The organism is Teichococcus globiformis (assembly GCF_042646265.1).
GTDB lineage: Bacteria > Pseudomonadota > Alphaproteobacteria > Acetobacterales > Acetobacteraceae > Pseudoroseomonas > Pseudoroseomonas globiformis.
In genome coordinates, this window is sequence record NZ_JBHRTN010000002.1 from 63708 (window position 1) to 89189 (window position 25482).

Below are 25482 nucleotides of genomic sequence, written 5' to 3' on the forward strand. Positions count from 1 at the left end.
CCTGCTGGCAGCGCCGGACGGCATCCGGCGCTGCCAGCATCAATCATGCTTCGGGGCCGGAGGGGAAGCCTGGGCGCGCAGGCGCGTGCGCGGTGCCGGCATCTGCCGCGCCCTCGCCACGGCTGCGCCACTCCTTGCGGTTGACCCAGAGCCGCAGCCCCAGCCAGCACGCCATCGCCCACGCGGCGCCCAGGGCCCAGCCCGCCAGAACGTCGGTCGGCCAGTGCACGCCCAGATAGACCCTGCTGACGCCGATGATCACCGTAAGCCCAACGGCCGCCGCCATGACATAGGCCTTCAGCCGGCGCGGGCGAGCAACCCCCGCCAGCAAGGTGCCCAGCACCAGGTAGCAGGTGGCGGAAAGCATGGCATGGCCGGACGGAAAGCTCGCCGTATGCACCTCGGCCAGATGCGCGACCAGGTCGGGGCGTGGACGGTCGAAGCCCTGCTTCAGCAGCCCGTTGATCGCCATGCCGCCGCCAAAGGACACCACCAGCAGCACGGCCGACGCCCATTTGCGCAGAAAGGCGATATATCCCAGCGCCAGCAGGCCGGCCAGGATCAGCACGGCGTGGCTGCCGAGCGCGGTGTAGTCCCGCATCATGATCTCCAGCCAGAATGGTCCGATCGGGTCGGCTCGATCGGCAGGATCGCGCAGGGCCAGCAGGATGGCCTCGTCGAACGCGCGGGTGTCGCCTTCCAGCGCCTCGTCCACAAGCCAGGCGAAGCCGAGCAGCCCCAGCGCACTGCAGAGCAGCGCCGCAAGAGCGGCGAACTGTCCCCAACCGAAACGGCGACGCAGACGTTGCAGGGCGGACGGGCCTGGGAACATGGAAGCCTTCCGGGTTGCGGTCAGGGCTGAGACGCTGCCGTGGCGTGACAGTTGCCGTAAATCTGAGGACCGACCGTAACGCAACATTGCGGAATGTATGGTTTTCCGCAATGTGACGCATGGCCGGGCATTGATGAGGATAGAGGATCCCATGCAGCATCAGGGTAGCCGGGCCGCTGCCGCGACGCCGGAGGGGAACCCTGCACATCAGGCCGCCCCCGGCCCGAAGCACGCGCTGCTGATTGTCAACCGCCGCGCCCGCAATGGCGGCGCCGTCATCGAGGAAGCGCTGGCCATTCTGCAGCGGGCCGGCTGGCAACTACAGGAAGTAGCTTGCCCCGAGGGCGGCAACGCGGCCGATGCCATCCGCGCCCATGCCGGGCAAGGAGCGCAGGCAGTGATCCTGGGCGGCGGAGACGGCACGCTGAATGGCGCCGCGCCGGCCTTGATCGAGACCGGCCTGCCTTTTGGTATCCTGCCTCTGGGCACCGCCAACGACCTGGCGCGCAGCCTGTTCATCCCGCCCGACCCGGTGGAGGCTGCCCGCATCATCGCCGCCGTCGCGCCCCGCCCCATCGACCTCGGCGAGGTGAACGGCATTCCCTTCTTCAACGTGGCCTCTATCGGCTTCTCGGCGGAGCTGGCGCGCGACCTGGGCGCCGAGGTGAAGAAGCGCTGGGGCAAGCTCGGCTACGGCATCGCCGCCTTCCGCCTGCTACGCCGTTCACGACCCTTTACCGCCTGGATCAGCCATGACGGGGTGGAGGAGCAGGTGAAAACCATCCAGGTCTCCGTCGGCAATGGACGCCACTACGGCGGCGGCATGACGGTCGCGAGCAATGCCCGCCCCGATGACGGCAAGCTCGATGTGTACAGCCTGGAGCTGAATCACTGGTGGCGCCTGCTGGCGCTGCTTCCCTATCTGCGGACCGGCACGCACGGGCAGTGGCGGGATGTGCGCGCTTTTCCCACCCAGGCCTGCGACGTACGCACCCGTCGCCCCATGCCGGTCAACACCGATGGCGAGTTGAACACCATGACTCCCGCCCGGTTCCGGCTTCTGCCGGGGGCCGTTCAGGTCTTCGCACCCTCTGAAAGTTCCGAGGAGACGTTCTTCTGATGGATGCTTTGCTTGCCCTGGCCGCCGACCCCGCGGTCTGGATCGCCCTGGTGTCGCTGATCGCGATGGAGGTTGTGCTCGGCATCGACAACCTGATCTTCATCTCGATCATCACCAACAAGCTGCCCGCGCATCAGCAGGCGCGGGCACGTCGGATCGGCATCGGGCTGGCGTTGATCATGCGCCTGGCGCTGCTCGGCACGGTGGCGCTGATCGTCCGCGCCACCGCGCCGGTGTTCGAGGTGTTCGGCCACGCCTTCTCCTGGCGCGACCTGATCCTGATCGCGGGCGGGCTCTTCCTGGTGTGGAAGGCAACCAAGGAGATCCACCACAATGTCGATCCGCCGCAGGAAGGCGACATGTTCGCGGGGCAGGGCGCGAGCCTCACCTTCGGTTCCGCCATTGTGCAGATCCTGCTGCTGGACCTCGTCTTCTCGGTGGACAGCATCATCACCGCCGTGGGCATGACGCCGCATGTGCCGATCATGGTGATCGCGGTGCTGGTTGCCGTCACCGTCATGCTGCTGGCGGCCAATCCCTTGGCCGAGTTCATCAAGCGAAACCCGACCGTGGTGATGCTGGCACTCGCCTTCCTGATGATGATCGGCATGACGCTGATCGCCGAAGGCATGGGAGCCCATGTGCCGAAGGGCTACATCTACGCGGCCATGGCCTTCTCGGTGATCGTTGAGGGGCTGAACATGCTGTCGCGTCGCGCCCGGGAACGGAAGGCGCAGCCGTTGTCCTGATGCGGAAACGGCAACCTTGGACGCATGAAGGAATTTTCATGATAGTTGCCGCCGGCTTGCCGGCGGCTCGTCTTGAGGAGGTTTCATGAGTCAGCCCATCTCTGCCGAGCGTCGCATGCTCACCGGTTCCGAACTCGCAGCGGTGGAGCGCAGCCATTATCCTGCCATCTGCGGCCTGGAGCGCCGCGAACTGGTGGAGGTGGCGCGGAACCTGCGCGAGTTCCGTGACAAGGCCCGGGACATCAGCCGTTCCCGCCGCCGGGAGATGCGGGGCAAGGCGGAGCAGCGCGGCGCCCGTCCGGCAGCGGAGACCAGCGGCCTGATGGAGAAGAAGCAGGTCTTCGCCTCCGCGCTGAAGCGAGTGAACCGGGAACTCACCCGGCAGGAAGAAACCGAGCGGCGTGGCCGGCAGGGCGAGATCGCTCGCAAAGCATTGGAGATGAAGCGGGCCAACCGCGTGCGGCGGCATCCGAGCGCCGGCCGGACCGCTCGTCACGGCATGAGGACCGTGGAAAGCGATGCCGTCACCACCTCAGTCGATCCACGGCAGGTCGGCAGCGTGTCGCAGCAGAACAAGAACTTCCAGGCACGCAACGACGGGTAACCGGCGCGGGCGGAAGGCGGCCTCAGATCGTCAGCAGCGTCGCCTCGACGTAGCATTTGGCCCGGCGGGTGTCATTCTCCCGCCGGGCCGTTTTCCTGTCACCACGGCGCATGGCCTATCAGCCCGCACTCGCCTTGGCCTGCACCCCTTCGCGCAGCCTTGTCACCTGTTGCAGCACCGCTTCGGCGGCGCCATCGCTCTCACCCGGCTCGGTGCCCTGCACGATCTTCGCCAGGCTCTCGCGGATGCTGCGCTCGGCATCCTCATACAGCGAATCGCTGCGGAAGCTGTTGGGCGCACGGCGAACCGTATCGAACGCATTCTGCGCCGCTGCCTGCATGTCCATGCGCGCCGGTGTCATGGCCTTTTGCTGGTTGCCTGCGGGTTGCTGGCCACTGCGCTCCAGCGATGTCTTCAACTGCTGCTCCGCCGACAGAAGCATGGCGGCGTAATCCGCCAGATTTCCCGCAGCGGGGCTGGATGCCTGCGCCTGGTCGGGCTGCGACCGGGGCTGGTTGGGGCTGACCTCGGGCGCCTGCGCCGGCTGTGCCGCCACGGGGGGAGCCAGAATCAGGCTGGCCCCCAGGGCCAGAATGCAAGGGGCGGCGATGCGGGATGCCGCCCCTCGCCGGGCCGTGCGGGAGGGGGAAGGGGCCATGAAGAACTCCGTTGCCGCTGAGAATGACACCGGAAAAACGAAGCGGCGTGGCTAGGGGTTGCTTCCCGCCCAACCGGCACGAGCGGTGCTCCCCTGCGAAAGCCAAGAGGGTGTGAGCAACCCTCGGCGGCGCGGCAACTCAGCCCGCCAGCTTCTCCGACGGAATGGCCATGATCACGCGACGGAAGGCGCCTTCCTGCCGTCGCTCCGCCTCGGTAAAGCCGAGGCGCGCATAGAGGGCGATGTTCCGCTCCATCTTCTCGTTGGTGTAGAGACGCACCTCCGGCAGGCCACGCCGCAACGCTTCCTGCCCCACGAAGCGCAGCATGGCGAGCCCCAGGCCCGTTCCGTGCCGGTCCGGCTCCACGGCGATGTTGTCGAGCAGCAGGCAGGGCGGGGCGGCGTCGCGCCGCTCCTCGACCACCGCCAGCGCGGCGAGGCCGCCGCCATCCTCCGCCACCCAGGCCTGGGATGCCGCGATGCGCGCGACGTAGTCGTCCTGCATCGGTGCCGGACGGCGGCCGACCACTGACACCCAGGGGGCGTAGGCGCGTTCCACCAGCGCAGCGAGCAACGGTGCCTCGCCCGCCATGGCCAGTCGCGGGGCGATGTCGGGCAATCGGCGCCGGGCGGTATCCGACCCCGGTCGCAGATCTTCCTCAGACAGCGGTGCCACCGATGGTCAGCCCGGTCATCTTCAGGGTGGGCTGACCCACCCCCACCGGCACGCCCTGGCCCTGCTTGCCGCAGGTGCCGATGCCGGGATCCAGAGCCATGTCATTGCCGATCATGGTGATCTTTTGCATGGCGTCCGGCCCGTTGCCGATCAGCATCGCACCCTTCACTGGCGCACCCACCTTGCCGTCCTCCACCAGATAAGCCTCGGACATGGAGAAGACGAACTTGCCCGAGGTGATGTCCACCTGTCCGCCACCGAAATTCACGCCCCAGATTCCGCGCTTCACCGAGCGGAGGATTTCCTCCGGGTGCTTGTCTCCGGGCAGCATGACCGTGTTCGTCATGCGCGGCATGGGGGCATGGGCATGGCTCTGGCGCCGACCGTTGCCGGTGGGTGCCACGCCCATCAGTCGGGCATTCTGCCGGTCTTGGATGAAGCCCTTCAGGATGCCGTCCTCGATCATCACCGTGCGGCCGGTCGGCGTGCCCTCATCATCCACGGTGAGAGAGCCGCGGCGGTTGGCAAGGGTGCCGTCATCGACCACCGTCACCCCGGGTGAGGCGATCCGCTGCCCCAGCAGCCCGGCGAAGGCCGAGGTCTTCTTGCGATTGAAATCGCCTTCCAGCCCATGACCGATCGCCTCGTGCAGCAGAATGCCGGGCCAGCCCGGGCCGAGCACGACCTCCATCTCGCCGGCCGGGGCGGGTATGCTTTCCAGGTTCAGCACGGCCTGGCGCAGCGCTTCGTCCACAGCGAATTTCCAGGCTTCCGGCGCCATCACCAGGTCATAGGCATGGCGTCCACCCATGCCATGCATGCCGCTTTCCCGCCGTCCGCCGGCTTCCACCACCACGGAAACATTGAGCCGTACCAGGGGGCGTAGATCGGCCAGGCGTTGCCCATCCGCGCGAAGGATCTGCACCGCCTGCCATTCCCCGGTCAGGTTCGCCATCACCTGCGTCACGCGGCTGTCGCGGGCCCGGGCATAGGCATCGATCTCCGCCAGCAGCGCTGTCTTGGCCGGGAACTCCACTGCCGAAAGGGGATTGGCCGAGTCGTAGAGGCGGGCATTGGTGGCACGTGGCCCGATGGCGGCCTTGCCGGAATGTCCGGCGGCAACGGCCCGCACGGTGGCGGCGGCGCGGGACAGGGCCGCTTCGGAGATTTCGCCGCCATGCGCGTAGCCCGACGCATCCCCGGCAACGGAACGCAGCCCGAAACCGCGGGTGGCATCGAAGCTCGCGGAGCGGATGCGACCGTCATCCAGGCTGATGGCCTCGCTTTCCACGTATTCCAGGAACAGCTCACCGTCCTCGGCGCCGCGCAACGCGGCGGAAGCCAGGCGCTCGGCATCCGTCAGCGCCAGTTCGCGGAAAAACAGCCGGTCGGTGGTCTCGAGTGCGGTCATGCCGTCTGCTCCTGCGCTTGCATGGCGGTGGCGAGGCGAAGCCGGGCCACAGTGCCGCCGCCGCGCTCGCTTTCGAGCGTCAGCGTGGCATCCATCGCACCGGCCAGCGCCCGGGCAAGATACAGCCCCAGCCCGGATCCTCCATATCGGCGGGCATGGCTCGTTTCCAACTGCACAAAGGGCTCGAAGGCGCGCTCAAGCTGGTCGGGCGCCATGCCGATGCCCGTATCGGTGACGGTGATCTCCAGCAGACCGGGCGAAATCGCCGCCGCACTCAGCCGCACCTGCCCGCCAGCCGGCGTAAACTTCACCGAATTCGCCAGCAGGTTCAGCAGGATCTGCCGCAGCCGCCGCTCATCGGCATGGGCGCGCGGCAGATCCGGCAGAGCCTCCAGCACTAGCTCGACGCCGGCCGCATCGGCGGTGGTGCGCATCAGCCTGAGGGTGCTGTCCAGCACGCTCGGGATATAGAGCGGCCGGGTTTCGACCCGCAGCGCCCCTGCGCCCGCCTGGGCAACGGCCAGCACCTCGTCGATCAGCGACAAAAGGTGCCGCCCGGCCTCCAGGATGGTGCCGGCGAATTCGGCGACTTGCAGCGGGTCCCGCTCCGCCGCGCCTTCGGCCAGCAGAGCCTCGGAAAAGCCGATCACCGCATTGAGGGGCGTGCGCAATTCATGGCTCATGGTGGCCAGAAAGCGAGTCTTGGAGAAATCCGCCTGCTCGGCCGCGCGGCGCGCCTGCTCGATCGCCGCCAGGGCGGTGTGCTCGGCCGTGACATCGGTGTAGATGCGGACGAACCCGCCATCCGGAGTAGGATCGGTGGCGGTTTCGATCACCCGTCCATCGGCCCGGGTCCGGGTAAAGGTTTCCAGCAGCGCCGGGTCATGGGTCGATCGGCTCTGGAAGATCTGCTCTGCGCGGAGGCCATTGCCGAACTGGCCGCGCTCAAGCTGGATGCGACGCAGATCCTCGAGGCGTGCGCCGGGTGCGAGTTCCTGCCGCGACAAGCCGGTCATTTCGTAGGCCAGCGTGTTGGCGACCACCACGCGGTGCTCGCGGTCGAACAAACATACGCCGTGACGCATGCTGTCCATGATGAGCTGCAGCAGGTCTGCGCGCCGTTTGGCTTCCTCCTCCGCCGCATGCAGGGCGGTAACGTCACCCAGGACGGAGATATGTCCTCCATCGGGCAGTGGCGCCGTGTTGCCGCTCAGCAGCTTGCCGTCGGCACGCCGCCGGAGAACAGGGTCCCGGCCGAAATCGAACTGGCGGCGGTAGACGACTTCTGGGTCCTCGCCCCTGGTATATTCGCTGGCGGCTTCCCGGCGGCGGAGGATATCGCGCAGATGCTCGCCGATCCGCACTTCCGACGCGCCCACCATGCCGCGGAAAGCGGCATTGGCCATGCGCAGCCGCCTGTCGGGGCCGTAAACGCAAACCCCCTGCGGCATGGCTTCCAGCACCGCATCCAGCAGGGCTGCGCGTCGGTTGGCCTCGTCTTCCGCAGCGCGCAGCGGGGTGACATCCTCCTGCACCACCAGAAATCCGCCATCGTCCAGCGGCTGGCTGGTGACCCGCAATGCGCTGCCATCGCCGCGCTGCCGCAGAAATTGGCCGCGCTGGCGCCGGTCCACATGGCGGCGGCTTTCAAACAAAGCCCGTTGCTCGTCATCCAGTGGCGTGTTGTCGATCACGAGGCTGGTGACAGTGTCGAAATCCATGCCGATATGGATGCTGCCCGCCGGCACCTCGAGCATGGCCTCGTACTGGTCGTTGTAGAGGACGAGCCGTCGTTCCGCGTCATAGATGGCGACGCCGGAGGGATTCTTCCGCAGGGCCATGTCCATCAGCCGCATTCTCTGCCGGCTGGAAGCCTCGGCCTGGCGGTGCGGCGTGACGTCCTGGGTGACGCTGGCCCATCCTCCACCGGGCAGAGGAATGGAGCGCACCTCGAGGAATCGGCCATCCGTCGTGCGCAAGACGCGACAATGGTGCTGACGGCGATCGATCTCCATGGCCGCCATGACCTGGGCTTTGGGGTCACCGGCGCCATACAGGCCCTTGTATGACGCCAGGCTGGCGATCGCCTCCAGTGACAGGCCGGCAAGGGGCGTTTCCGACTGCGGGCTGAACATGTGCTGGGCGGCGGGGTTGGCCAGCACCACCTGATCCGCGCTGTTGTAGATCAGCACGGCACTTGGCAGCGCGAGCAACAGCCGGGCCGCGTCCGCCGCGCCGTCTGTTCCGCCCCCCTCGCTCATGTCTGCCGCGGACGGCGCAGCCCGTGCAGCGCGGCGAGGGTAGCGGTCAGCACGGCCACGGCGACGGTCTGGTGCAGTGTGCCGAGCCAGGCCGGCACCACCAGCAGCAGGGTGGCGACGCCCAACGCGTATTGCAGTGCCACCACCCAGCCGAGCGCAAGAAGGCTGGTGCGCGCGAAGGAGGCCGGAAGCGCGGCGGCGCCCCAGAAGGCGGCGCCCACTGCGCCGCATGCGGCGAGCGTGGCAAGGAATCTATGGTTGAACTGCACAGCAGCAATATTCGCTGTAAAATTATGAATGAATGGTGAAAGCTGGGCGTAACCGTCCGGAATCAGGCGCCCTTCCATCAGCGGAAAGGTGTTGTAGGCGAAGCCCGCATGGATGCCGGCAGTGAAGCCGCCCGCCAGCATGGCCAGCACAACCAACCCCGCAGTGCCGTGTGCCAACCGGCGCAAGCCGGACGGATGCGGCGGCGCGTCGCGTCCCGGTCGGAACAGGCCCATCGCGGTCCACAGCACCACACCGTAGAGCAGCAACGCCAGCCCGAGATGCACCACCAGCCTGTAGGGCGAGACAGCGGTGCGGTCCGCCTCGAAGCCGGAGGCCACCATGAACCAGCCGACGGCACCCTGGGCCCCCCCCAGCAGGAACAGCAGCAGCAGGCGGGGCTTGAGGCCCGATGGGATGCGGCCGCGCAGCCAGAACCAGGCCAGCGGCAGTGCGAAGGCGAGGCCGATCAGCCGGCCCCAGAGCCGGTGCAGCCATTCCAGCCAGAAGATCTGCTTGAAGCCTTCGAGCCCGAATCCCTGGTTGACGATCTGGTACTGGGGAATGGTGCGGTACAATTCGTAGAGGCGCTCCCATTCCGTCTGCGACAAGGGGGGCAGCATGCCCGAGATCGGCGCCCATTCCATGATGGACAGGCCCGAGCCGGTCAGCCGCGTGGCGCCGCCGAGCGCCACCATGACCCAGATCATGAAGGCAATGCCGAGCAGCCACCAGCCGATGGCCTGTCGGTCGGCGAGGTCGCGGTTGCGCGGGGTGGGATGAGGATCGAACGGCATGATGCCGGCCCTTCTAGCACGGGCGGCGATCCTGCGAGCCTGGGCAGCTTGTCTCAACCCCATCGATGTGATGCTGAGGGGCCATTGGCAGCCGCAAGAGGGTGCGGCACTCCCTTGTCGCCCGCTTCCGCGCCTGCTACCCCGCGCCGCCATGCCGGAAATGACGCGCCCTGCCGACGCCGCGCCGGGCGCCCTGGAATCCGGGGCGCCGCTGTTGTCGGTTGTTGTGCCCGTGCGCAACGAGGCCCCGAACATCGGACCGCTGGTGGAGGAGATCTCCACCGCCCTGGCCGCCATCAGGCACGAGATCGTCTATGTGAATGACGGCTCGGCCGACAACAGCGCGGCGGTGCTGGCCGATCTGGCGGCGCGGGTACCGACGCTGCGGGTGCTGACCCATGCAGTATCCTGCGGACAATCGGCGGCAATCGTTTCGGGCGTCCGCGCGGCGCGCGGCGCCTGGATCGCCACGTTGGATGGCGATGGCCAGAACGACCCGGCAGACATTCCCGCGCTGTGGGACTTCGCCCAGAACGAGGCGCGGCCCGAGGCACCGGCGTTGATGGTGGCGGGCTGGCGCACAACCCGGCGGGACACCCAGGTGAAGCGCCTGTCCTCCCGGTTGGCGAATCGCATTCGGGCCCGGCTGTTGGGCGATGCCACACCCGACACGGGCTGCGGGCTGAAGCTGTTCCCTCGCGCACTGTTTCTGGAACTGCCGCCCTTCGACCACATGCACCGCTTCCTGCCCGCCCTGGTGCTGAGGCAGGGCGGACGCGTGGTCAGCCGCCCGGTCAACCACCGCCCCCGCCTTCGGGGCCAATCGAATTACGGCACGCTTGACCGGCTGGCCGTGGGCATCACCGATATTCTGGGTGTGATGTGGCTGCAGCGCCGGTGGAAGAGGCCGTGCCTGGTCGCGGCGCCGGAGCCGGTCTCCCCTCCCGCGCCGTGAGCATCGCGCCCGGCTCCCATCCGCGTTCTGCCCCGCTGGCGGCTCTGGGCAAGCTGCTGGTGCTGGCCGCCGGGCTGGCGCTGGCAGGCTGGCTGCTGCGCGAACTCGGCGGAGCACCCGGGGGCGATGCCGCAGCGCAATGGGTCCGGCGCTTTGGCATGGACCAGTCGGCCCGTGGCGAGGCGGTTTATCTGGTTATCGCCACTGTGGCGCTGGCCATCGGCATGCCGCGCCAGGCGGTCGCCTTTCTGGGGGGCTACGCCTTCGGTCCCTGGCTTGGAGGGGCGTTGTCGCTGGTGGCGCAGGGGGTGAGCTGCCTCGCAACCTATGGCTGGGCGCGGCTGGTCGGGCGTGGCTGGGCCGAGCGGCGGCTGGCGGGGCGGTTCGGCCGAAGGCTGCGCCGCCTGCGCGACGTGCTGGCAGCCAACCCCTTCGGAGCCACCCTGTCGCTGCGACTGCTGCCGGTGGGCAACAACCTGGCGCTCAACCTGCTGGCCGGGCTGTCGGGCATCCCGGCACTGCCCTTCCTGGCCGGTTCGCTGATCGGCTACCTGCCACAAACGGCCATCTTCGCCCTGGCCGGTGCCGGAGTGGCGGTGGACCGCGTCGCCCAGCTCTGGCTGGCCGGGCTGCTGTTCCTGGGCTCGGCGGCCATCGGCGTTTGGCTGCTTCGGCGCCACCGGGCTGGGCAGGCCATGGACACCGAAGACTGAGCCCCGCGCTTGCCGCATAGCCCCGCGTCGGGCTATCTGCGAGCGCCTCGCAACTGATCGGAGCCCAGCCGTGCAGCGACGCTCTTTCTGCCTCTCCGGCTTGGCGGCCGGCGCGGCTGCCCTTGCACGGCCTGCCCTCGGGCAATCCGCTACCGGCTGGCCACGCGCGCTGACGGACCTGCTCGGCCGCCGCGTCACCCTGCCCGCCGCACCGCGCGCCATCCTGCTCGGCGAGGGCTTCCAGCTGCTGAGCCTGGCCCTGATCCACCCCGATCCGGTTTCCTTGCTGGTGGGTACGGGGGGTGACTTGCGGCAGGCCGATCCCGTCATGGATGCCGCCTTCCGCCGCGCTTTCCCGGCGTTGGAACAGGTGCCACAGCCCACGACAACCGTTGGCCAGACCCTGCCGGTGGAAACCGCGTTGGCGCTGCGGCCAGACCTCATCATCCTCGCGGTCTGGCAGTTCGACTCGCCGGAAGTGCAGCAAAGCGTGACGATTCTGGAACGCGCCGGGGTGCCGACGCTGTTTGTGGATACCTTCCAGAACCCGCTCACCAACACCCCGCGCAGCATCCGCCTCCTGGGCCAGGCACTCGGGCGGGAGGAGCAGGCGGAAGCCTACGCGGTGCTTTATGACGCCCGGGTGGCGCGAGTCCGCGAGCGGGTCGCCGCCGCCCAGGGCATCCCCCCCGCCGTTCTGCTCACCGCCTTCCCTGGACGCTGGCCCTGTTGCTGGGCGGCGGGGGAGGGTGGGGCCGGGGAGTATCTGAAGGCGCTGGGCGCCCGCAACGTCGCGGGGACGATGCTGCCCACGCCGCGCGGCGGCACGCTGGGGCTGGAGCAGATTCTCAGCCTGTCACCCGACGTGTTCATCGGAACCGGCCTTCACCGCCCCGGGGACGAGGGAGGTCTCATCCTTGGCAGCGGCGCGTCACCGGAACGGGCGCAGCAGAGCCTGCGGGAGGTGTTGCGGGCACCCGAGCTGGCGAACCTTGCCGCCGTGAAGGCCGGGCGGGCGCACGGCCTGTGGAACTACTTCAGCGGCACGCCTCTCAGCTTCGTGGGGCTGGAGGCCATGGCACGGTGGGTTCGGCCAGAGCTGTTCGCCGATCTTGATCCGGCCGCTGCCCTGGCCGAGGCGAACCGCTTCACCCGCGTTGCCTTTGAGGGAACCTACTGGACCAGCCTGCCGCCGGGCTGACCACCCGGCCATCCGGCTTCACGTGCCGCGTGTCATGTAGAGATAGCCGAGGTCGCCGCCGAGCTTGGTCAGGATTTCCTGCGGGGTCATCGGCGGCGTCAGCCCGGCAGGCTCGATCAGGGAGAGGCCAAAGCCCAGATCAACGAAGTTTTGCAGGTATTGCAGGGGAGAAAGGATGGGCCGGGTGCTGCCCTCGTGGAACTCCACGACCAGCGTCAGGTTGGGCGAGCGTTCCATGAGTTGTCGGGCACCGTCAAAGACGTAGGGCTCCGCTCCTTCCACATCGACTTTCATCACCTGCACAAAGGGCACGTCGGCCAGCAGCACGTCGAGGGGCGCGGCGCGCACCTCGACCTCATGGGCGCCGTGCGGCGCGCCCATGGTGGAGCCGCCGCCGGAATACTCGTCGGTGTAGCCGAAGCGCAGCGTTCCCTCGGTAGAATGCACCGCAAGATTGTGCAGCTTCACCCGGCCGCCGAAGCCGTTGATGGAAACAGATTTTTCCAGATGGCGGAAGATCTTGGGATTGGCCTCGAAGGAATAAACCCGACCCGTGGCGCCCACCCAGGACGCCCCCAGCAATGTGTAGTAGCCAAAGTTGGCGCCCACATCGAGAAAGGTCATGCCCGGCTTCACGGCGGCGGCGATGATCTTCTCGATCCAGGGCTCCCACCGGCCTTCCAGCATCAGGTGCGAGCAGATGCCGACATCGCGCGTATCCACATAGATGCGGTGCCCTGTGTAGAGCCGCGTCAGCGCCTCATGCCCGCCCAGGAACAGGGTGTGGCTGTTACGCAGCTGACTTAGCTGCGCTTCCAATCCCGTGATGCGACGATTCATGCTGGCGTCGAGCGTTTTCAGCTGCTCCTGCAAGGCGCGAATACCCGCCTCCAGGCTGGCCATGGTTTGCGCGCTGGCGGCGGGCGGACTTGTTTCGCTCATGCGGTATCCTTGCAACGCCAGGGGGAATTTTTTCAGCTGACGCGGGCCGAAAACTACTCGTTCGCGCCCTGATCGCGCAAGCGTGAGCAACGCTCGTCCTGCGCGAGACTTCCTCTTCTTATTGCCTGCCCTGGTTTGCGCTTGCCTCCAGCCTTCAGCGCCGGCGAGATCGTTTCTTCTCCGGATCATAGCCCCCGCCGCCGGGGCCAAGGGGCTTGGGCTTCCAATCCCCCTTGCCACTCTTTTTCGGCGCGGCGGGATTCATCGAGCGCCCGGCCAAGTTGGGCTCCAATCCGCCAGCCAGTCCGAGTTCGAGATTCTCCAGCCGCTTGATCTCGTCGCGCAGCCGCGCCGCGGTCTCGAACTCCAGATCGGCGGCGGCGGCGCGCATCTGCTTCTCCAGCGTGGCGATGGAGGCGCGCAGGTCCTTGCCCACGAACTCCATCGGACCGGCCTCCTCGGCACCGGTCGGTGCCACGGTGACGTAATCCTGCTCGTAGACCGATTGCAGCACATCGGCGATGTCGCGCCGGATGCTTTGCGGCGTGATGCCATGCTCGGTGTTGTAGGCCTGCTGCTTGGCGCGGCGCCGGTCCGTCTCTTCCAGCGCCCGGCGCATGCTGTCGGTCATCCGGTCGGCGTAGAGGATCACCCGGCCCTCGGCATTGCGCGCGGCGCGGCCGATGGTCTGGATCAGCGAGGTGGTGGAGCGCAGAAAGCCTTCCTTGTCGGCGTCCAGGATGGCGACCAGCCGGCATTCCGGGATGTCGAGGCCCTCGCGCAGCAGGTTGATGCCCACCAGCACGTCGAACACGCCCTTGCGCAGGTCGCGGATGATCTCGATTCGCTCCAGCGTGTCCACGTCCGAGTGAAGGTAGCGGACCTTGATGCCCGCCTCCGTCATGTACTCGGTCAGATCCTCGGCCATGCGCTTGGTGAGCGTGGTCACCAGCACCCGGCCACCCTTGGCCATGGTGTCGCGGCACTCGGCCAGCAGGTCATCCACCTGGCCCTCGACGGGGCGGATGTCCACTGGCGGATCGGTCAGCCCGGTGGGACGGATCACCTGCTCGGCGAAGGTGCCGCCCGTGCGTTCCATTTCCCATCCGCCCGGCGTCGCCGAGACAAAGATGGTATCCGGTCGAAAGCTTTCCCATTCCTCGAACTTCAGCGGCCGGTTGTCCATGCAGGAGGGCAGGCGGAAGCCGAACTCGTTCAGGATGGATTTGCGCGCGAAGTCGCCGCGGTACATGCCGCCGATCTGCGGCACGGTGACGTGGCTCTCATCGACGATCAGCAGCGCGTTGTCCGGCAGGTACTCGAACAGCGTAGGCGGCGGATTGCCCGGGCCGCGGCCGGACAGGTAGCGCGAATAGTTCTCGATGCCTTTGCAGGACCCGGTGGTTTCCATCATCTCCAGGTCGAAGGTGGTGCGCTGTTCCAGCCGCTGGGCCTCCAGCAGCTTGCCCTCGGCGTTCAGCTCCTCCAGCCGCTGCTTCAGCTCAACACGGATGTCGCGAATGGCCTGCAGCAGGGTAGGGCGCGGCGTGACGTAGTGGCTGTTCGCGTAGATGGCGACATTCTCCATCTCACCGGCGATCTCGCCGGTCAGCGGATCGAACTCGCGCAGGGCGTCGATCTCGTCGCCAAACAGGTTCACCCGCCAGGCGCGGTCCTCGAGATGCGAAGGCCAGATATCGACCGTCTCGCCGCGCACGCGGAAGGTGCCCCGCTGGAAGGCGGCGTCGTTGCGGCGATATTGCTGCTCCACAAGCGCCTTCAACAACTGGTCGCGCCCGATCCGACCACCGAGCTGCAACTTGACCACCATGTTGGAGTAAAGCTCTACGGACCCGATGCCGTAGATGCAGGACACGGAGGCCACGATGATCACGTCGCTCCGCTCCAGCAGGGCCTGAGTGGCCGAGTGGCGCATGCGGTCGATCTGCTCGTTGATCTGCGCATCCTTCTCGATATAGGTATCGGAGCGCGGCACATAGGCTTCGGGCTGGTAGTAGTCGTAGTAGCTGACGAAGTACTCGACCGCGTTATCTGGAAAGAAGGACTTCATCTCCCCGTAGAGCTGGGCCGCCAGGGTCTTGTTTGGCGCCAGGACCAGGGCCGGGCGCTGAACGGCCTCGATCACCTTGGCCATGGTGAAGGTCTTGCCGGAGCCGGTCACACCCAGCAGCACCTGGTCGCGATCCTGCTGCTTCAGCCCGTCAACCAACTGCGCTATGGCGGCGGGCTGGTCTCCCGCCGGCTCATAGGGAGACGAGATGGTAAGGGCGCGCGCCTTCGGCGGGGCCGGGCGCTTTGGTGGCAGAAACGGAGTGGCGGCGGGGATGATGAGATTCATGCGACTTGCCCCCTGCGAGAGGCGCCCAATGTGGGAGCGATGTCGCCGAAATGCCAGCGGTCCGGGAACGCATTGTGAACGGAGCAGCTTTTATGAAGAAAAGGTTCAGCTTTCCGTGAGGCGGCAAGACTCTTTAAAGCCTCATTCATCTTTCTTGGCCAAGTTGCCGGCATGACCTTCCGGCCTTTCCTTGGGGAGATGCACAAAATGTGCGAATCGCCCGTTGTCTCCCGGTTTACCGAGGAGGAACTTGTTGAGATCACCCGACGTACCCGCACCCTGCCGGGGCGATGGACGCTGTTTCCCCACGTGGATCAGCTGGGCGAGGTAACCCTGCTGCTCACGCCTGCCTTGTGGGAAGACCAGGATGCCGGCTTCGTGCTGCAGCGCGAGATGGCTGGTATCGCGGTGCTGATGACCGATGGTGACGACGTCACACGTGAGGGACTCGCCACCGGAGTGGATCAGGCCATGAAGATCGTGTGGGAACGTGCGCTGTTCCGAAGTGCCAGCCTGGCGGAACCGGAACAGGTCTTCCGCGCCTAGGGCAAGCGTTGGGGAGGCAGGTCTTCCTCCCCAGAGCCAACCTTCAGATGGCGGCTTCGGGCAGGATGCGCGCCAAATCGCCATCCCAAACGGTTGCATGGCGTCGGAGCCAATGATCCGCCTGGGTTTCGCCCGCTTCCAGCACGTTTTCCAGAGCCGTCAGGTAGCGCTCTTCGCCCATGCCGCGGGCCACCAGGCCCTGCCGCGCGATGGCCACGGCATCCCGGCCCCATTCGCGCAGACTGCGGCCGCGGAACGGGGTGTGGATCGCCTGCTCCGGCACCGCCAGGCGAAGAGCCTGCATTTCGGGTACCGCCCAGTCCCGCACCAGCGCGGCCGCGGCCTTCTGCGCCGCGTCGTCGTAAAGCAGGCCGGTCCAGAAGGCGGGCAGGGCCTGCATCATCTCGGGGCTTCCGGCATCGGCGCCCCGCATCTCCAGGAACCGCTTCAATCGCACATCGGTGAACACCGTGGTCACATGGTCGGCCCAGTCGCCCATGGTGGCGAAGACGCCGGGGTGATCCGGCAGGCCGCCGGCCATGAACTGCCGGAAGGAGGCGCCGGCGCAATCGATCCAGCGCCCTTCGCGCATGATGAAGTACATCGGAACGTCCAGCACCCAATCGGCGAATCGCTGGAAGCCGAAGCCGGGCTCGAACGCCACGGCGGGAATTCCGGTGCGGTCCGGGTCGGTCTCGGTCCAGACCCGGCCGCGCAGGGTCCGCAGCCCATTGGGCCGGCCTTCCGCGAAGGGCGAGTTCGCGAACAGGGCGGTGGCCAGGGGCTGCAGGGCCAGGGAGATGCGCAGCTTCTCGACCATGTCGGCCTCGGGGCCGAAATCCAGGTTCACCTGCACGGTGCAGGTGCGCAGCATCATGTCGAGCCCCATCGTGCCCACGCGCGGCATGTAGTTGCGCATGATGGCGTAGCGGCCCTTGGGCATCCACGGCATCTGCTCGCGCCGCGCCAGGGGGTGGAAGCCGAGTGGTGCGAAGCCGAGGCCGAGTGTGCCGCCCACTTCCCGCACCTCGGCCAAATGGTCCCGCAGTTCCGCCTCGGCGGCGTGCAGGTCGGGCAACGGAGCGCCGGACAGCTCGAATTGGCCGCCCGGCTCCAGGCTGACCGAGGCCCCACCGCGCTTCAGCCCGATCGGGTTGCCACTGTCCAGGATGGGTTCCCAGCCCAGGCGTTCCAGCCCTTCCAGCATGGCCCGGATGCCATCCGGCTCGTAGGGCGGGGGGGAAAGGTCGTCGCGTCGGAAGCCGAACTTCTCGTGCTCCGTGCCGATGCGCCAGTCGGCGCGGTCCTTGCTCCCGGCCGCAAACCATTCGGCAAGCTCGCGCGTGGAGGAGATCGGTGTGAGGTCGGCCTCACCGGGATTGGACATCGTGACCTCAAGAATGCGCGGGACAGCAGGGTGCCGGGGGCGCGGGGACTCAGGTGGGAACGGCCCAGTCCCCCGCCAATGCCTGCAGCACGGCGAGTCCCGCGACCGCTGCCGTCTCGGCCCTGAGAATCCGGGGGCCGAGCGCAGCCGGTAGAACAAAGGCACGGCGCCGCACCGCGTCAAGCTCCTGCCCGGTGAAACCCCCCTCCGGCCCGACCAGAAACCCGATCGGAGGTGCCTTTCCGGCTAGAACCACGCCGAGCGGCTGTGCTTTGCCGCGCGCATCCCCCACCAGGAGGGGGGCTCCGTCCCAGCCGTCCAGCGTTCGGTGAAGATCCAGCGGCTCGCCGATCTCAGGCACGTCCAGCCGCTCGCACTGCTCCGCGGCCTCGCGGGCGATGGCCGCCAGCCGCTCGATGTTCACGCGGCCCACCACGGTGCGGGCGGTGATCACGGGCTGGATGTGCCGCACCCCCAGCTCCGTTGCCTTTTCCACGGTCCAGTCCAGGGCGTCGCGCTTCACCGGGGCCAGCAACAGCCGGATGTCCGGTGAGGCCGCCTGGGGGCGTTGCAGCGCTTCGGGCATGAAGCTTGCCTTGTCCTTGCGGATGGCTGCGATGTACCCCCGCCACTCGCCGTCCCGCCCGTTGAACAGCAGCACCGGATCGCCCACGGCCTTGCGCATGACCTGGCCAAGGTAGTGGCCCTGGCCGGGCAGGGCGGGAAGCTCGGAGCCGGCGGAAAGATCGGCTTGGACGTAGAGGCGCGGGATGGACATGGGGGGCTCCGGCGGCGCAAATGACGGGGTGAACTCGCACACCGATATCCGCGCCCGAGGCTGGGTCGCGCAACTCCCCGATGGTTGGCGGCCCTATGCGCTGCTGATGCGGCTGGACCGGCCGATCGGCTCCTGGCTGCTATTTCTGCCGGGCCTCTGGGCCTTCGCCCTGGCGGCACCGGGCTGGGGGCGGGGGCTGTGGCTGGCCGCCTTGTTCGGTCTGGGCTCGGTGGTGATGCGCGGCGCCGGCTGCGTGGTGAACGACCTTTGGGACCGCGAGCTGGACCGGCAGGTCACGCGCACGGCAGGCCGTCCGCTGGCCTCTGGCACCGTGCGCCCGAGACAGGCGCTGGCTTTTCTTGGCCTGCTGCTGCTCATCGGGCTGACTGTTCTGCTGCAACTCAACCCGCTCTGCTGGCTGCTGGGCGTTGTGTCGCTGGTGCCCGTGGCGCTCTACCCCCTGGCCAAGCGCGTCACGGACTATCCCCAGGCGGTCTTGGGCCTCACCTTCTCCTGGGCCGCGCCGATGGGTTATGCGGCGGCGACCGGGCATCTGGATGGCGCGGCACTGTCCCTTTACGCCGCCGCCTTTCTCTGGATCCTGGGGTACGACACCATATACGCGCATCAGGACCGGGAGGATGATGCGCTGGTTGGAGTCCGCTCCACCGCGCGCCGCTTTGGCGAGAGGACCGCGCCGTTCCTCCTGTTCTGTTATGCCGGGGCGGTGGCACTGCTGCTGCTGGCCGGTTTCCTTGGCGGCGCGGGGGCGCTGTTCTACCCGGCGCTGCTGCTGCCCGCCCTGGTGCTGGGCTGGCAGATCCGGCGGCTCAACATCCATGACCCGGTGCTCTGCCTCCGGCTGTTCCAGCGCAACCGCGAGGTCGGCTTGCTGGTCGCGGCCGCCTTCTTGATCGGACGGCTGTGACAAAACAGGATGCGGCTGGTTTCATCGCCGCCCATACGGCCCTTGGCCGCCCGGCCCTGGTGCCGGAAATCGAGCTCCATCTCGCCACCGAGATCACGCCCATCTGGCAGGCCACCGAGCAATGGCTGGCGGAAGAAGGCATCGAGCCGCCGTTCTGGGCCTTTGCCTGGCCCGGCAGTCAGGCCCTGGGGCGGCTGATCCTGGATGGCGAGATCGCGGTGGAGGGCCGACGGGTGTTGGATTTCGCCGCCGGCGGCGGACTGGCCGCGATCGCCGCCGCACGCATGGGTGCTGCCATGGTGGAGGCCGCCGAGATCGATCCGCTGGCCATCGCCGCCACCCACCTGAACGCGGCCCGCAACGGCGTGAACGTCGTCGCCGCCACGGCCGACGTGGTCGGTGCACTCCGCCGATGGGACACGGTGCTGGCCGGCGATGTCTGCTACGAGGCGCCGATGACCGGCCACATCATGCCCTGGCTGCGCCGCCTGGCTGCCGATGGCGCCGAGGTGCTGTTGGCGGATCCTGGCCGGGCCTACCTGCCGAAGGATGGCCTGATTCCTGTGCGGCGCTTCTCCGTGCCCACAACCCGGGAGCTGGAAGATCGTGACTCACGGGAGGTGACGGTTTATCGCCTCGTCACGTCCACGACAGCCTGAAAGTCAGTGATTCTGACCTATCAGAACCTGGGCGCATGGGTGGAATGACGAGTCCCAGGGGCGCGCCGCATCTCTGTTGCGGTAGGTTGCCCCCAGACGCAACAAAGATGCGAGAAGAGCACCGATGACGACCGCAAGCGAAACCCCGATCAGCGTGACCCGCACCGAGCGGCCGAGCCCGCGTCCGGAGGACGGCTCGCTCGCCTTCGGCAAGGTCTTCACCGACCACATGTTCCTGATGGACTACGAGGAAGGGAAAGGCTGGCACGACCCGCGCGTGGTTCCCTACGAGCCGCTCGTGATGGATCCCGCCACCTCGGTGCTGCACTACGGCCAGGCGATCTTCGATGGGCTGAAGGCCTTTCGCGGCAAGGATGGCCGGATCCGCCTGTTCCGGGCCCAGCGCCACGCCGAGCGCCTGAACAAGTCGGCCCGTGCCCTGTGCATCCCCGAAATGGATGCGGATCTCATCCGCCGTTCCTTCGAGGCGATCGTGGCGGCCGATGCGGACTGGGTGCCGCGCAAGGAAGGCACCTCGCTCTACATCCGCCCCACCGTGATCGCCCGCGACGTGATGCTCGGTGTCCACCCGGCGCACCGCTACACCTACTTTGTCATCTGCTCGCCGGTCGGTGCCTACTACAAGGAAGGGGTGAAGCCGGTGCGCATCCTCGCCACCGACACCCATGTGCGCGCCGTGCAGGGCGGGCTGGGCGAGGCGAAGACGGCGGCCAACTACGCCGCCTCCCTTTCTGCCCAGCAGGAGGCCGAGCGCGCCGGCTACACCCAGGTGCTGTGGCTGGACGGCGTCGAGCGGAAATACATCGACGAGGTCGGCACCATGAACATCATGATGCAGATCGGCGACGAGATCATCACGCCGCCGCTGGCCGGCACCATTCTGGATGGCGTGACCCGCAACTCCGCACTGCAACTGCTGCGCGACTGGGGCCACACCGTCTCCGAGCGGCGCATCTCGATCGACGAGGTGATGGAAGCCGGCCGCCAGGGCACGCTGCGCGAGATGTGGGGCACGGGCACGGCCGCCGTAGTCTCGCCCGTGGGCGAGCTCGGCTACAAAGGCGAGAAGCTGGTGGTCGGCAATGGCCATACCGGCCTGCTGACCCAGAAGCTGTATGACAGCATCGTAGGCATCCAGTACGGCACCGCCCCGGACGCCCATGGTTGGACCAGCGTCGTGCCGGTGCCTGTGGCCGCCTGACCAGCTCGGCAGAGGGGTTGCGCCCACTCCTCATATGACAGCGATTTAATGATTGGCCACGATGCCGCCGCGGCCAGCAATCCTGGCCAGTTTTGGCTGGCGGCGTCGGCGGTCGGTTGAGGTGACCTGCAACCCTGAGCCATGCAGCGGCATCTTCCCCCCGGCATGGTCCAATCGGCCTGCCGGCTTCCAGAATCCAGGGAGGGGCCGAGATGTCCGCCACGCAAGATCCGCTGCCGGAAGGCACCCGAAAGGGATTGATGGAGGGGGTCAGCAAGCCCGTCTTCTTCTGGGCCGTCGGGATCATCGCGGTTTTCGTACTGACCGGGATCGTCGTTCCCGAAGCCTCCAACGCCCTGTTCGCTGCGATGCAGGCTTGGATCATCGCGGATTTTGGCTGGTTCTACCTGCTGGCGGTAGCGATCTTCCTGCTGTTCATGCTGCTCCTGGGCTTCACAGGCCATGGAAAGGTAAAGCTCGGGCCGAACCACTCGGAGCCCGACTACAGCTACAGTGCCTGGTTCTCGATGCTCTTCGCGGCCGGCATGGGCATCGGCCTGGTCTTCTTCGGCGTCGCCGAGCCTGTCATGCACTTCACCATGCCGCCGGTAGGGGAAGCAGGCAGCATCGATGCAGCCCGCACAGCGATGCAGATCAGCTTCTTCCACTGGGGCCTGCATGCCTGGGCCGTCTATGCGGTGATCGGCCTTAGCCTCGCCTACTTCTCCTATCGCCATGGCCTTCCGCTGACCATGCGCTCCGCCCTGTACCCGATCATCGGCGATCGCATCTATGGCCCGATCGGACATGCCGTCGATACCTTCGCGACCATCGGCACGATGTTCGGCGTGGCAACCTCGCTCGGCCTCGGAGTGCTGCAGGTCAATGCCGGCTTCAACCACGTTCTGGGCTGGCCCATCACCTTCTGGGTACAGTTGTCGTTGATCGTCGTGATCACGGGCATGGCCACCATGTCCGTTGCCACGGGCCTGGACAAAGGCATCAAGTTTCTGTCCAACATGAACATGGCCATGGCCACGATGCTGATGCTGTTCATCTTCATCGTCGGCCCCACGACGTTCCTGCTGCGGGCCCTGGTGCAGAACCTCGGTGCCTATCTCGACCAGTTCGTGCTGCGCACCTTCTACATGTATGCCTATGCGCCCAACGAGGCGCCGGGGGCGTGGCTTGGCGACTGGACGCTGTTCTACTGGGGCTGGTGGATCGCGTGGTCGCCCTTTGTCGGCATGTTCATCGCGCGCATCTCGCGCGGGCGCACTATCCGTGAATTCGTCATGGGCGTGCTGCTGGTGCCGGCGGGCTTCTCCTTTGCCTGGATGACGGTGTTTGGCGACGCAGCCATCTTCCTCCATCTCTACAACAACAACACCGCCGTATCCGAGGCGGTCTCGCAGGATGTGACGCTGGCGCTGTTCGTGTTCCTCGAACAGTATCCGCTCGGAACTTACGTTTCCTGGTTCGCCATGGTGCTGATCATGTGCTTCTTCGTCACCAGTGCCGACAGCGCCGCACTGGTGATCGACACCATCACCTCAGGCGGCCGTGAAGATGGTCCGGTCTGGCGTCGCGTCTTCTGGGCCATCCTCAGCGGCGTTATCGCCGCGGTTCTGCTCAGCACGGGCGGCCTCAACGCGCTGCAAACGGCCTCGATCGCCAGCGCACTGCCTTTCACCATGGTGATGCTGGTCATGTGCTACGGCCTGTGGCGCGGCCTGCAGCGGGAGGGCATGCGGCAGGATGCCCTGGCCCAGAGCCTGCGCCCGCGCCAGGCCAACTGGCAGAGACAGCTGCACGGCATCCTGTCGCATCCCCGCCGCCCGGAAGCGGAGCGCTTCATGCGGGAGGTCGCGCAGCCGGTTCTGGAATCTGTTGCGGCCGAGTTGCAGCAGCGCGGCATGGAAGCCAGCGTCACCATCCGCGACGACCGCCTGCGGATGACGGCCATGCCCGGCGCGCCGGAGGAATTCCAGTACGGCGTCCGGCTGCGCCGCTACGAGATGCCGAGCTACTCCTATTTCGATACGGCTGCCGACCGGAAGAAGCGCGACGAGCACTTCTATCGTGCCGAGGTGTTTCTGGAGGATGGCGGGCAGGATTACGACGTGCTCGGCTTCGACAAGGCCGAGTTGATGCAGGACGTGCTGCAACAATACGACAGGCACTTCCAGTATCTGCATGCCCTGCGCGCCAACTGAACTGGAGCGAAACCGGGAAGGGGCCGGCCTCCGGCGTCACACCGACAGGGATGAGAAGCCGGACCCTTTGGCCGCCAGGCGCCGGAGCAGAGGCGAGGGCTGAAGCGACGCATCGTCCTGCTCTGCTGCCATCGCGTCCAGTCGCGCAGCGATCCGCGACAGGCCGGTGGCGTCGGCAAAATGCATCGGTCCGCCACGCCAGGCCGGGAAGCCGTAGCCATGAAGCCATGCGATGTCGATGTCGCCCGGGCGGATGGCCACGCCTTCCTCCAGGATGCGCGCGCCCTCGTTGATCGTGGGGTAGAGCAGGCGCTCCACCATTTCCTGCTCGCCAACATCCCGCCGCACCCGGCCGAAGCGCGCCGCCACGGCCTCGATGACGGCGGCGGCGGCCGGGTCCGGCACGCCGTGGCGAGCGCCCTCCGGGTAGGCGTAGTAGCCGGCGCCGCTCTTCTGCCCGAAGCGCCCGGCCTCGCACAGTGCATCGGCCACTGGCAGGGACTTGCCGCTGGCCTTGCGCATCCGCCATGACACGTCGAGGCCGGAAAGGTCGCTGACGGCGAGCGGACCCATGCGGAAGCCGAAGCTGCGCATGGCCGCGTCGATCTGTTCCGGCGACGCGCCGTCCTGCAACAGCCGGTCGGCCTGTTGCGAGCGCTGCGCCAGCATGCGGTTGCCGATGAAGCCCCAGGCGGCGCGCGCCACCACGGGCACCTTGCCGAGCCGCCGCGCCAGCGCCAGGGCGGTAGCCAGCGCATCTCCGGCCGTGTGCTTCGTCCGCACCACCTCCAGCAGCTTCATCACATTCGCCGGGCTGAAAAAATGCAGTCCCAGAACGTCCTGCGGCCGGGAGGTGGCGGTGGCCATGGCATCGATGTCGAGGTAGGAGGTGTTGCTGGCCATCAGCGATCCCGGCTTCATCACCCGGTCGAGCGCCGCGAAGACCTCTTGCTTGAGCGGCAGTTCCTCGAACACCGCCTCTATGGCGAGGTCGGCTTCCGCGGCGGCGCCCAGATCCGTGGCCCCCCGGATCAGCGCCTCCCGCGACCGCGCCGTCCCGGCATCGAGGCTGCCGCGCCTCACCGAGGCTTGGTGCAGCGACGCGATACGGTCCTGGCCGCGCGCCAGTGCCTCCGCGCTCGTCTCGATCAGCATCACCGGCAGCCCGGCCTGGGCGAAGGCCATGGCTATGCCGGTACCCATGGTTCCGGCGCCGATCACCGCCACCCGCTCCACAGGGCGAGGCTTCACATCGCGCGACAGCTCCGGCACCCGCGTTGCGGCGCGCTCGGCGAAGAAGACGTGCCGCAGGGCCACGCTGCGCGGATCGGTGCGCAACGGCTCGAACAGCTCGCGCTCGGCCCGCAGACCTTCATCCAGGGTCATGGTGAAGGCATTGCGGAGCGCATGGATCAGCGCGGCGATCTGCGGCTCCTCGGCGGCACGCTTCGCCAGCTTCTCCGCCGCCGCCTCGAACGCCTGGCGGGCGCCGGGTTCCGCCATCCGCCCCGGCATATCCGCCATCCGCGACGGGCGGCCACCGGTGGCCAGGGCGTGAACCCGGGCGATCGCCGCCTGCAACAGATCGCCCCGCACGATCTCGCCCAGGCCCAGGGAGGCAGCGCGCTCCGGCGTCAGCGCCTCGGCCGAGGCGATCAGCTCCAGCGCCGCCGCCGGACCGGTCAGGCGCGGGGTGCGCTGCGTGCCGCCGGCACCGGGGATGATGCCGAGGCGCGTTTCCGGCAGACCTAGCCGCGCGCCCGGGCCCAGCAGCCGCGCGTCGCAGCCCAGCGCCACCTCCAGCCCCGCCCCCAGCGCCGTGCCCTGGATCGCCGCCACCACAGGCTTGGGGCAGGCTTCGATCGCACACACCAGGTCGCGGGTGATCGGCGGCACGGGTGGCCGGGCGAATTCCTTGATATCCGCTCCGGCGATGAAGCTGCCGCCCTCCGCCGCGATCACCAGTCCGGCCGCGGCGTTGTCCGTTGCGACCTGTTGCAGCGCATCCCGCAACGCAGCCCGCAGATGGGCGGAGAAGGCGTTCACCGGCGGATTGTGCAGCCAGGCTACGGCAACGCCGTCCTGGATACGGTAGCTGACAGGCTGGCTCATCGGAGGTCGGACGTCCTTTTCTGCGGCGGTCATCGGGGGATGCCGCCGTTCGAGTTCGTGGCGCGAAAGGGATTCCGGCCCTTGTCGGC

22 protein-coding genes are annotated in these 25482 nt (G+C 67.5%); 11 read left to right on the forward strand and 11 right to left on the reverse strand.

Features of this window, described 5'->3' with window-relative positions:
* Positions 1–43: 43 nt before the first annotated feature.
* On the reverse strand, positions 44–832 hold the full coding sequence (locus tag ACFOD4_RS00540; protein ID WP_379592498.1) for a phosphatase PAP2 family protein: 789 nt from the start codon (positions 830–832) through the stop codon (positions 44–46).
* Positions 833–983: 151 nt separating this feature from the next.
* On the opposite strand from ACFOD4_RS00540, the gene ACFOD4_RS00545 reads away from it, so the two are divergent.
* From ACFOD4_RS00545 to ACFOD4_RS00555, 3 genes are all read left to right on the forward strand, one after another.
* Complete coding sequence (locus ACFOD4_RS00545; protein ID WP_379592500.1) at positions 984–1952, forward strand: lipid kinase; 969 nt, start codon at positions 984–986, stop codon at positions 1950–1952.
* Entirely contained in the window at positions 1952–2701 is a 750-nt protein-coding gene (locus ACFOD4_RS00550; protein ID WP_379592502.1) for a TerC family protein, read from the forward strand. The genes ACFOD4_RS00545 and ACFOD4_RS00550 overlap by 1 nt, the downstream gene beginning before the upstream one ends.
* An 85-nt stretch (positions 2702–2786) precedes the next feature.
* The gene (locus tag ACFOD4_RS00555) at positions 2787–3305 is read left to right on the forward strand and encodes a hypothetical protein (RefSeq protein WP_379592504.1); all 519 of its coding nucleotides are present in this window, start codon (positions 2787–2789) and stop codon (positions 3303–3305) included.
* A gap of 118 nt (positions 3306–3423) precedes the next feature.
* On the opposite strand, the gene ACFOD4_RS00560 is transcribed toward ACFOD4_RS00555, so the two are convergent.
* The 5 genes from ACFOD4_RS00560 to ACFOD4_RS00580 all read right to left on the reverse strand — a co-directional run bounded on the left by ACFOD4_RS00560 (position 3424) and on the right by ACFOD4_RS00580 (position 9375).
* Positions 3424–3963 carry a hypothetical protein gene (locus ACFOD4_RS00560; RefSeq protein WP_379592506.1) on the reverse strand — a complete coding sequence of 180 codons (540 nt, stop codon included), beginning with the start codon at positions 3961–3963 and terminating at the stop codon, positions 3424–3426.
* Between the two features lie 139 nt (positions 3964–4102).
* Positions 4103–4582 carry a GNAT family N-acetyltransferase gene (locus tag ACFOD4_RS00565; RefSeq protein ID WP_379592508.1) on the reverse strand — a complete coding sequence of 160 codons (480 nt, stop codon included), beginning with the start codon at positions 4580–4582 and terminating at the stop codon, positions 4103–4105.
* Between the two features lie 40 nt (positions 4583–4622).
* Positions 4623–6050: a metalloprotease TldD gene (gene tldD / locus ACFOD4_RS00570; protein ID WP_379592510.1), complete on the reverse strand. Its 1428-nt coding sequence runs from the start codon at positions 6048–6050 to the stop codon at positions 4623–4625.
* Positions 6047–8311 carry a sensor histidine kinase gene (locus tag ACFOD4_RS00575; RefSeq protein ID WP_379592511.1) on the reverse strand — a complete coding sequence of 755 codons (2265 nt, stop codon included), beginning with the start codon at positions 8309–8311 and terminating at the stop codon, positions 6047–6049. The genes tldD and ACFOD4_RS00575 overlap by 4 nt, the downstream gene beginning before the upstream one ends.
* Positions 8308–9375 (reverse strand): COX15/CtaA family protein, encoded by a 1068-nt coding sequence (locus ACFOD4_RS00580; protein ID WP_379592513.1) that lies wholly within the window; start codon positions 9373–9375, stop codon positions 8308–8310. The genes ACFOD4_RS00575 and ACFOD4_RS00580 overlap by 4 nt, the downstream gene beginning before the upstream one ends.
* Positions 9376–9535: 160 nt before the next feature.
* On the opposite strand from ACFOD4_RS00580, the gene ACFOD4_RS00585 reads away from it, so the two are divergent.
* The 3 genes from ACFOD4_RS00585 to ACFOD4_RS00595 all read left to right on the forward strand — a co-directional run bounded on the left by ACFOD4_RS00585 (position 9536) and on the right by ACFOD4_RS00595 (position 12244).
* Complete coding sequence (locus ACFOD4_RS00585) at positions 9536–10330, forward strand: glycosyltransferase family 2 protein (RefSeq protein WP_456316857.1); 795 nt, start codon at positions 9536–9538, stop codon at positions 10328–10330.
* A complete protein-coding gene (locus ACFOD4_RS00590) occupies positions 10285–11043 on the forward strand; it encodes a TVP38/TMEM64 family protein (RefSeq protein WP_379592515.1) in 759 nt (252 codons plus the stop codon). Before ACFOD4_RS00585 ends, ACFOD4_RS00590 begins: the two co-directional genes overlap by 46 nt.
* A 70-nt stretch (positions 11044–11113) precedes the next feature.
* Entirely contained in the window at positions 11114–12244 is a 1131-nt protein-coding gene (locus ACFOD4_RS00595; protein WP_379592517.1) for an ABC transporter substrate-binding protein, read from the forward strand.
* An 18-nt stretch (positions 12245–12262) separates the two neighbouring features.
* Here ACFOD4_RS00595 and ACFOD4_RS00600 read toward each other — a convergent pair whose 3' ends face one another.
* Positions 12263–13186, reverse strand: coding sequence for an FkbM family methyltransferase (locus ACFOD4_RS00600; protein WP_379592519.1), 924 nt, complete (start codon positions 13184–13186; stop codon positions 12263–12265).
* Between the two features lie 154 nt (positions 13187–13340).
* Positions 13341–15545, reverse strand: a complete 2205-nt coding sequence (uvrB, locus tag ACFOD4_RS00605; protein ID WP_379592521.1) for an excinuclease ABC subunit UvrB — start codon at positions 15543–15545, stop codon at positions 13341–13343.
* A gap of 207 nt (positions 15546–15752) precedes the next feature.
* On the opposite strand from uvrB, the gene ACFOD4_RS00610 reads away from it, so the two are divergent.
* The gene (locus ACFOD4_RS00610; RefSeq protein WP_379592523.1) at positions 15753–16091 is read left to right on the forward strand and encodes a hypothetical protein; all 339 of its coding nucleotides are present in this window, start codon (positions 15753–15755) and stop codon (positions 16089–16091) included.
* Between the two features lie 43 nt (positions 16092–16134).
* Here the strand turns inward: ACFOD4_RS00610 and ACFOD4_RS00615 are convergent, their stop codons facing one another.
* Entirely contained in the window at positions 16135–17478 is a 1344-nt protein-coding gene (locus ACFOD4_RS00615; protein WP_379592525.1) for a glutamate--cysteine ligase, read from the reverse strand.
* Between the two features lie 49 nt (positions 17479–17527).
* Positions 17528–18256 (reverse strand): 16S rRNA (uracil(1498)-N(3))-methyltransferase, encoded by a 729-nt coding sequence (locus ACFOD4_RS00620; RefSeq protein WP_379592527.1) that lies wholly within the window; start codon positions 18254–18256, stop codon positions 17528–17530.
* Here ACFOD4_RS00620 and ubiA point away from each other — a divergent pair.
* The 4 genes from ubiA (at position 18249) to ACFOD4_RS00640 (ending at position 23281) form a co-directional block, all read left to right on the forward strand.
* Positions 18249–19184, forward strand: a complete 936-nt coding sequence (gene ubiA / locus ACFOD4_RS00625; protein WP_379592529.1) for a 4-hydroxybenzoate octaprenyltransferase — start codon at positions 18249–18251, stop codon at positions 19182–19184. The two genes, ACFOD4_RS00620 and ubiA, sit on opposite strands and share 8 nt — an antisense overlap.
* Entirely contained in the window at positions 19181–19843 is a 663-nt protein-coding gene (locus ACFOD4_RS00630; protein WP_379592531.1) for a class I SAM-dependent methyltransferase, read from the forward strand. The genes ubiA and ACFOD4_RS00630 overlap by 4 nt, the downstream gene beginning before the upstream one ends.
* 124 nt (positions 19844–19967) lie before the next feature.
* Positions 19968–21065: a branched-chain amino acid aminotransferase gene (locus ACFOD4_RS00635; RefSeq protein WP_379592534.1), complete on the forward strand. Its 1098-nt coding sequence runs from the start codon at positions 19968–19970 to the stop codon at positions 21063–21065.
* Between the two features lie 212 nt (positions 21066–21277).
* Positions 21278–23281: a BCCT family transporter gene (locus ACFOD4_RS00640; protein WP_379592536.1), complete on the forward strand. Its 2004-nt coding sequence runs from the start codon at positions 21278–21280 to the stop codon at positions 23279–23281.
* A 36-nt stretch (positions 23282–23317) separates the two neighbouring features.
* Here the strand turns inward: ACFOD4_RS00640 and ACFOD4_RS00645 are convergent, their stop codons facing one another.
* Positions 23318–25393, reverse strand: coding sequence for a 3-hydroxyacyl-CoA dehydrogenase NAD-binding domain-containing protein (locus ACFOD4_RS00645; protein ID WP_379592538.1), 2076 nt, complete (start codon positions 25391–25393; stop codon positions 23318–23320).
* Positions 25394–25482 lie beyond the last annotated feature (89 nt).

Excerpts from the sequence above, each read along its gene's own strand:
- ACFOD4_RS00560 (WP_379592506.1), bottom strand. The coding sequence starts at position 3,963 with ATGGCCCCTTCCCCCTCCCGCACGGCCCGGCGAGGGGCGGCATCCCGC.
- ACFOD4_RS00645 (WP_379592538.1), bottom strand. The coding sequence starts at position 25,393 with ATGAGCCAGCCTGTCAGCTACCGTATCCAGGACGGCGTTGCCGTAGCC.
- ACFOD4_RS00540 (WP_379592498.1), bottom strand. The coding sequence starts at position 832 with ATGTTCCCAGGCCCGTCCGCCCTGCAACGTCTGCGTCGCCGTTTCGGT.
- ACFOD4_RS00575 (WP_379592511.1), bottom strand. The coding sequence starts at position 8,311 with ATGAGCGAGGGGGGCGGAACAGACGGCGCGGCGGACGCGGCCCGGCTG.
- ubiA (WP_379592529.1), top strand. The coding sequence starts at position 18,249 with ATGGACATGGGGGGCTCCGGCGGCGCAAATGACGGGGTGAACTCGCAC.
- ACFOD4_RS00620 (WP_379592527.1), bottom strand. The coding sequence starts at position 18,256 with ATGTCCATCCCGCGCCTCTACGTCCAAGCCGATCTTTCCGCCGGCTCC.
- ACFOD4_RS00610 (WP_379592523.1), top strand. The coding sequence starts at position 15,753 with ATGTGCGAATCGCCCGTTGTCTCCCGGTTTACCGAGGAGGAACTTGTT.
- uvrB (WP_379592521.1), bottom strand. The coding sequence starts at position 15,545 with ATGAATCTCATCATCCCCGCCGCCACTCCGTTTCTGCCACCAAAGCGC.
- ACFOD4_RS00545 (WP_379592500.1), top strand. The coding sequence starts at position 984 with ATGCAGCATCAGGGTAGCCGGGCCGCTGCCGCGACGCCGGAGGGGAAC.
- tldD (WP_379592510.1), bottom strand. The coding sequence starts at position 6,050 with ATGACCGCACTCGAGACCACCGACCGGCTGTTTTTCCGCGAACTGGCG.
- ACFOD4_RS00555 (WP_379592504.1), top strand. The coding sequence starts at position 2,787 with ATGAGTCAGCCCATCTCTGCCGAGCGTCGCATGCTCACCGGTTCCGAA.
- ACFOD4_RS00550 (WP_379592502.1), top strand. The coding sequence starts at position 1,952 with ATGGATGCTTTGCTTGCCCTGGCCGCCGACCCCGCGGTCTGGATCGCC.
- ACFOD4_RS00615 (WP_379592525.1), bottom strand. The coding sequence starts at position 17,478 with ATGTCCAATCCCGGTGAGGCCGACCTCACACCGATCTCCTCCACGCGC.
- ACFOD4_RS00635 (WP_379592534.1), top strand. The coding sequence starts at position 19,968 with ATGACGACCGCAAGCGAAACCCCGATCAGCGTGACCCGCACCGAGCGG.
- ACFOD4_RS00640 (WP_379592536.1), top strand. The coding sequence starts at position 21,278 with ATGTCCGCCACGCAAGATCCGCTGCCGGAAGGCACCCGAAAGGGATTG.
- ACFOD4_RS00580 (WP_379592513.1), bottom strand. The coding sequence starts at position 9,375 with ATGCCGTTCGATCCTCATCCCACCCCGCGCAACCGCGACCTCGCCGAC.
- ACFOD4_RS00600 (WP_379592519.1), bottom strand. The coding sequence starts at position 13,186 with ATGAGCGAAACAAGTCCGCCCGCCGCCAGCGCGCAAACCATGGCCAGC.
- ACFOD4_RS00585 (WP_456316857.1), top strand. The coding sequence starts at position 9,536 with ATGACGCGCCCTGCCGACGCCGCGCCGGGCGCCCTGGAATCCGGGGCG.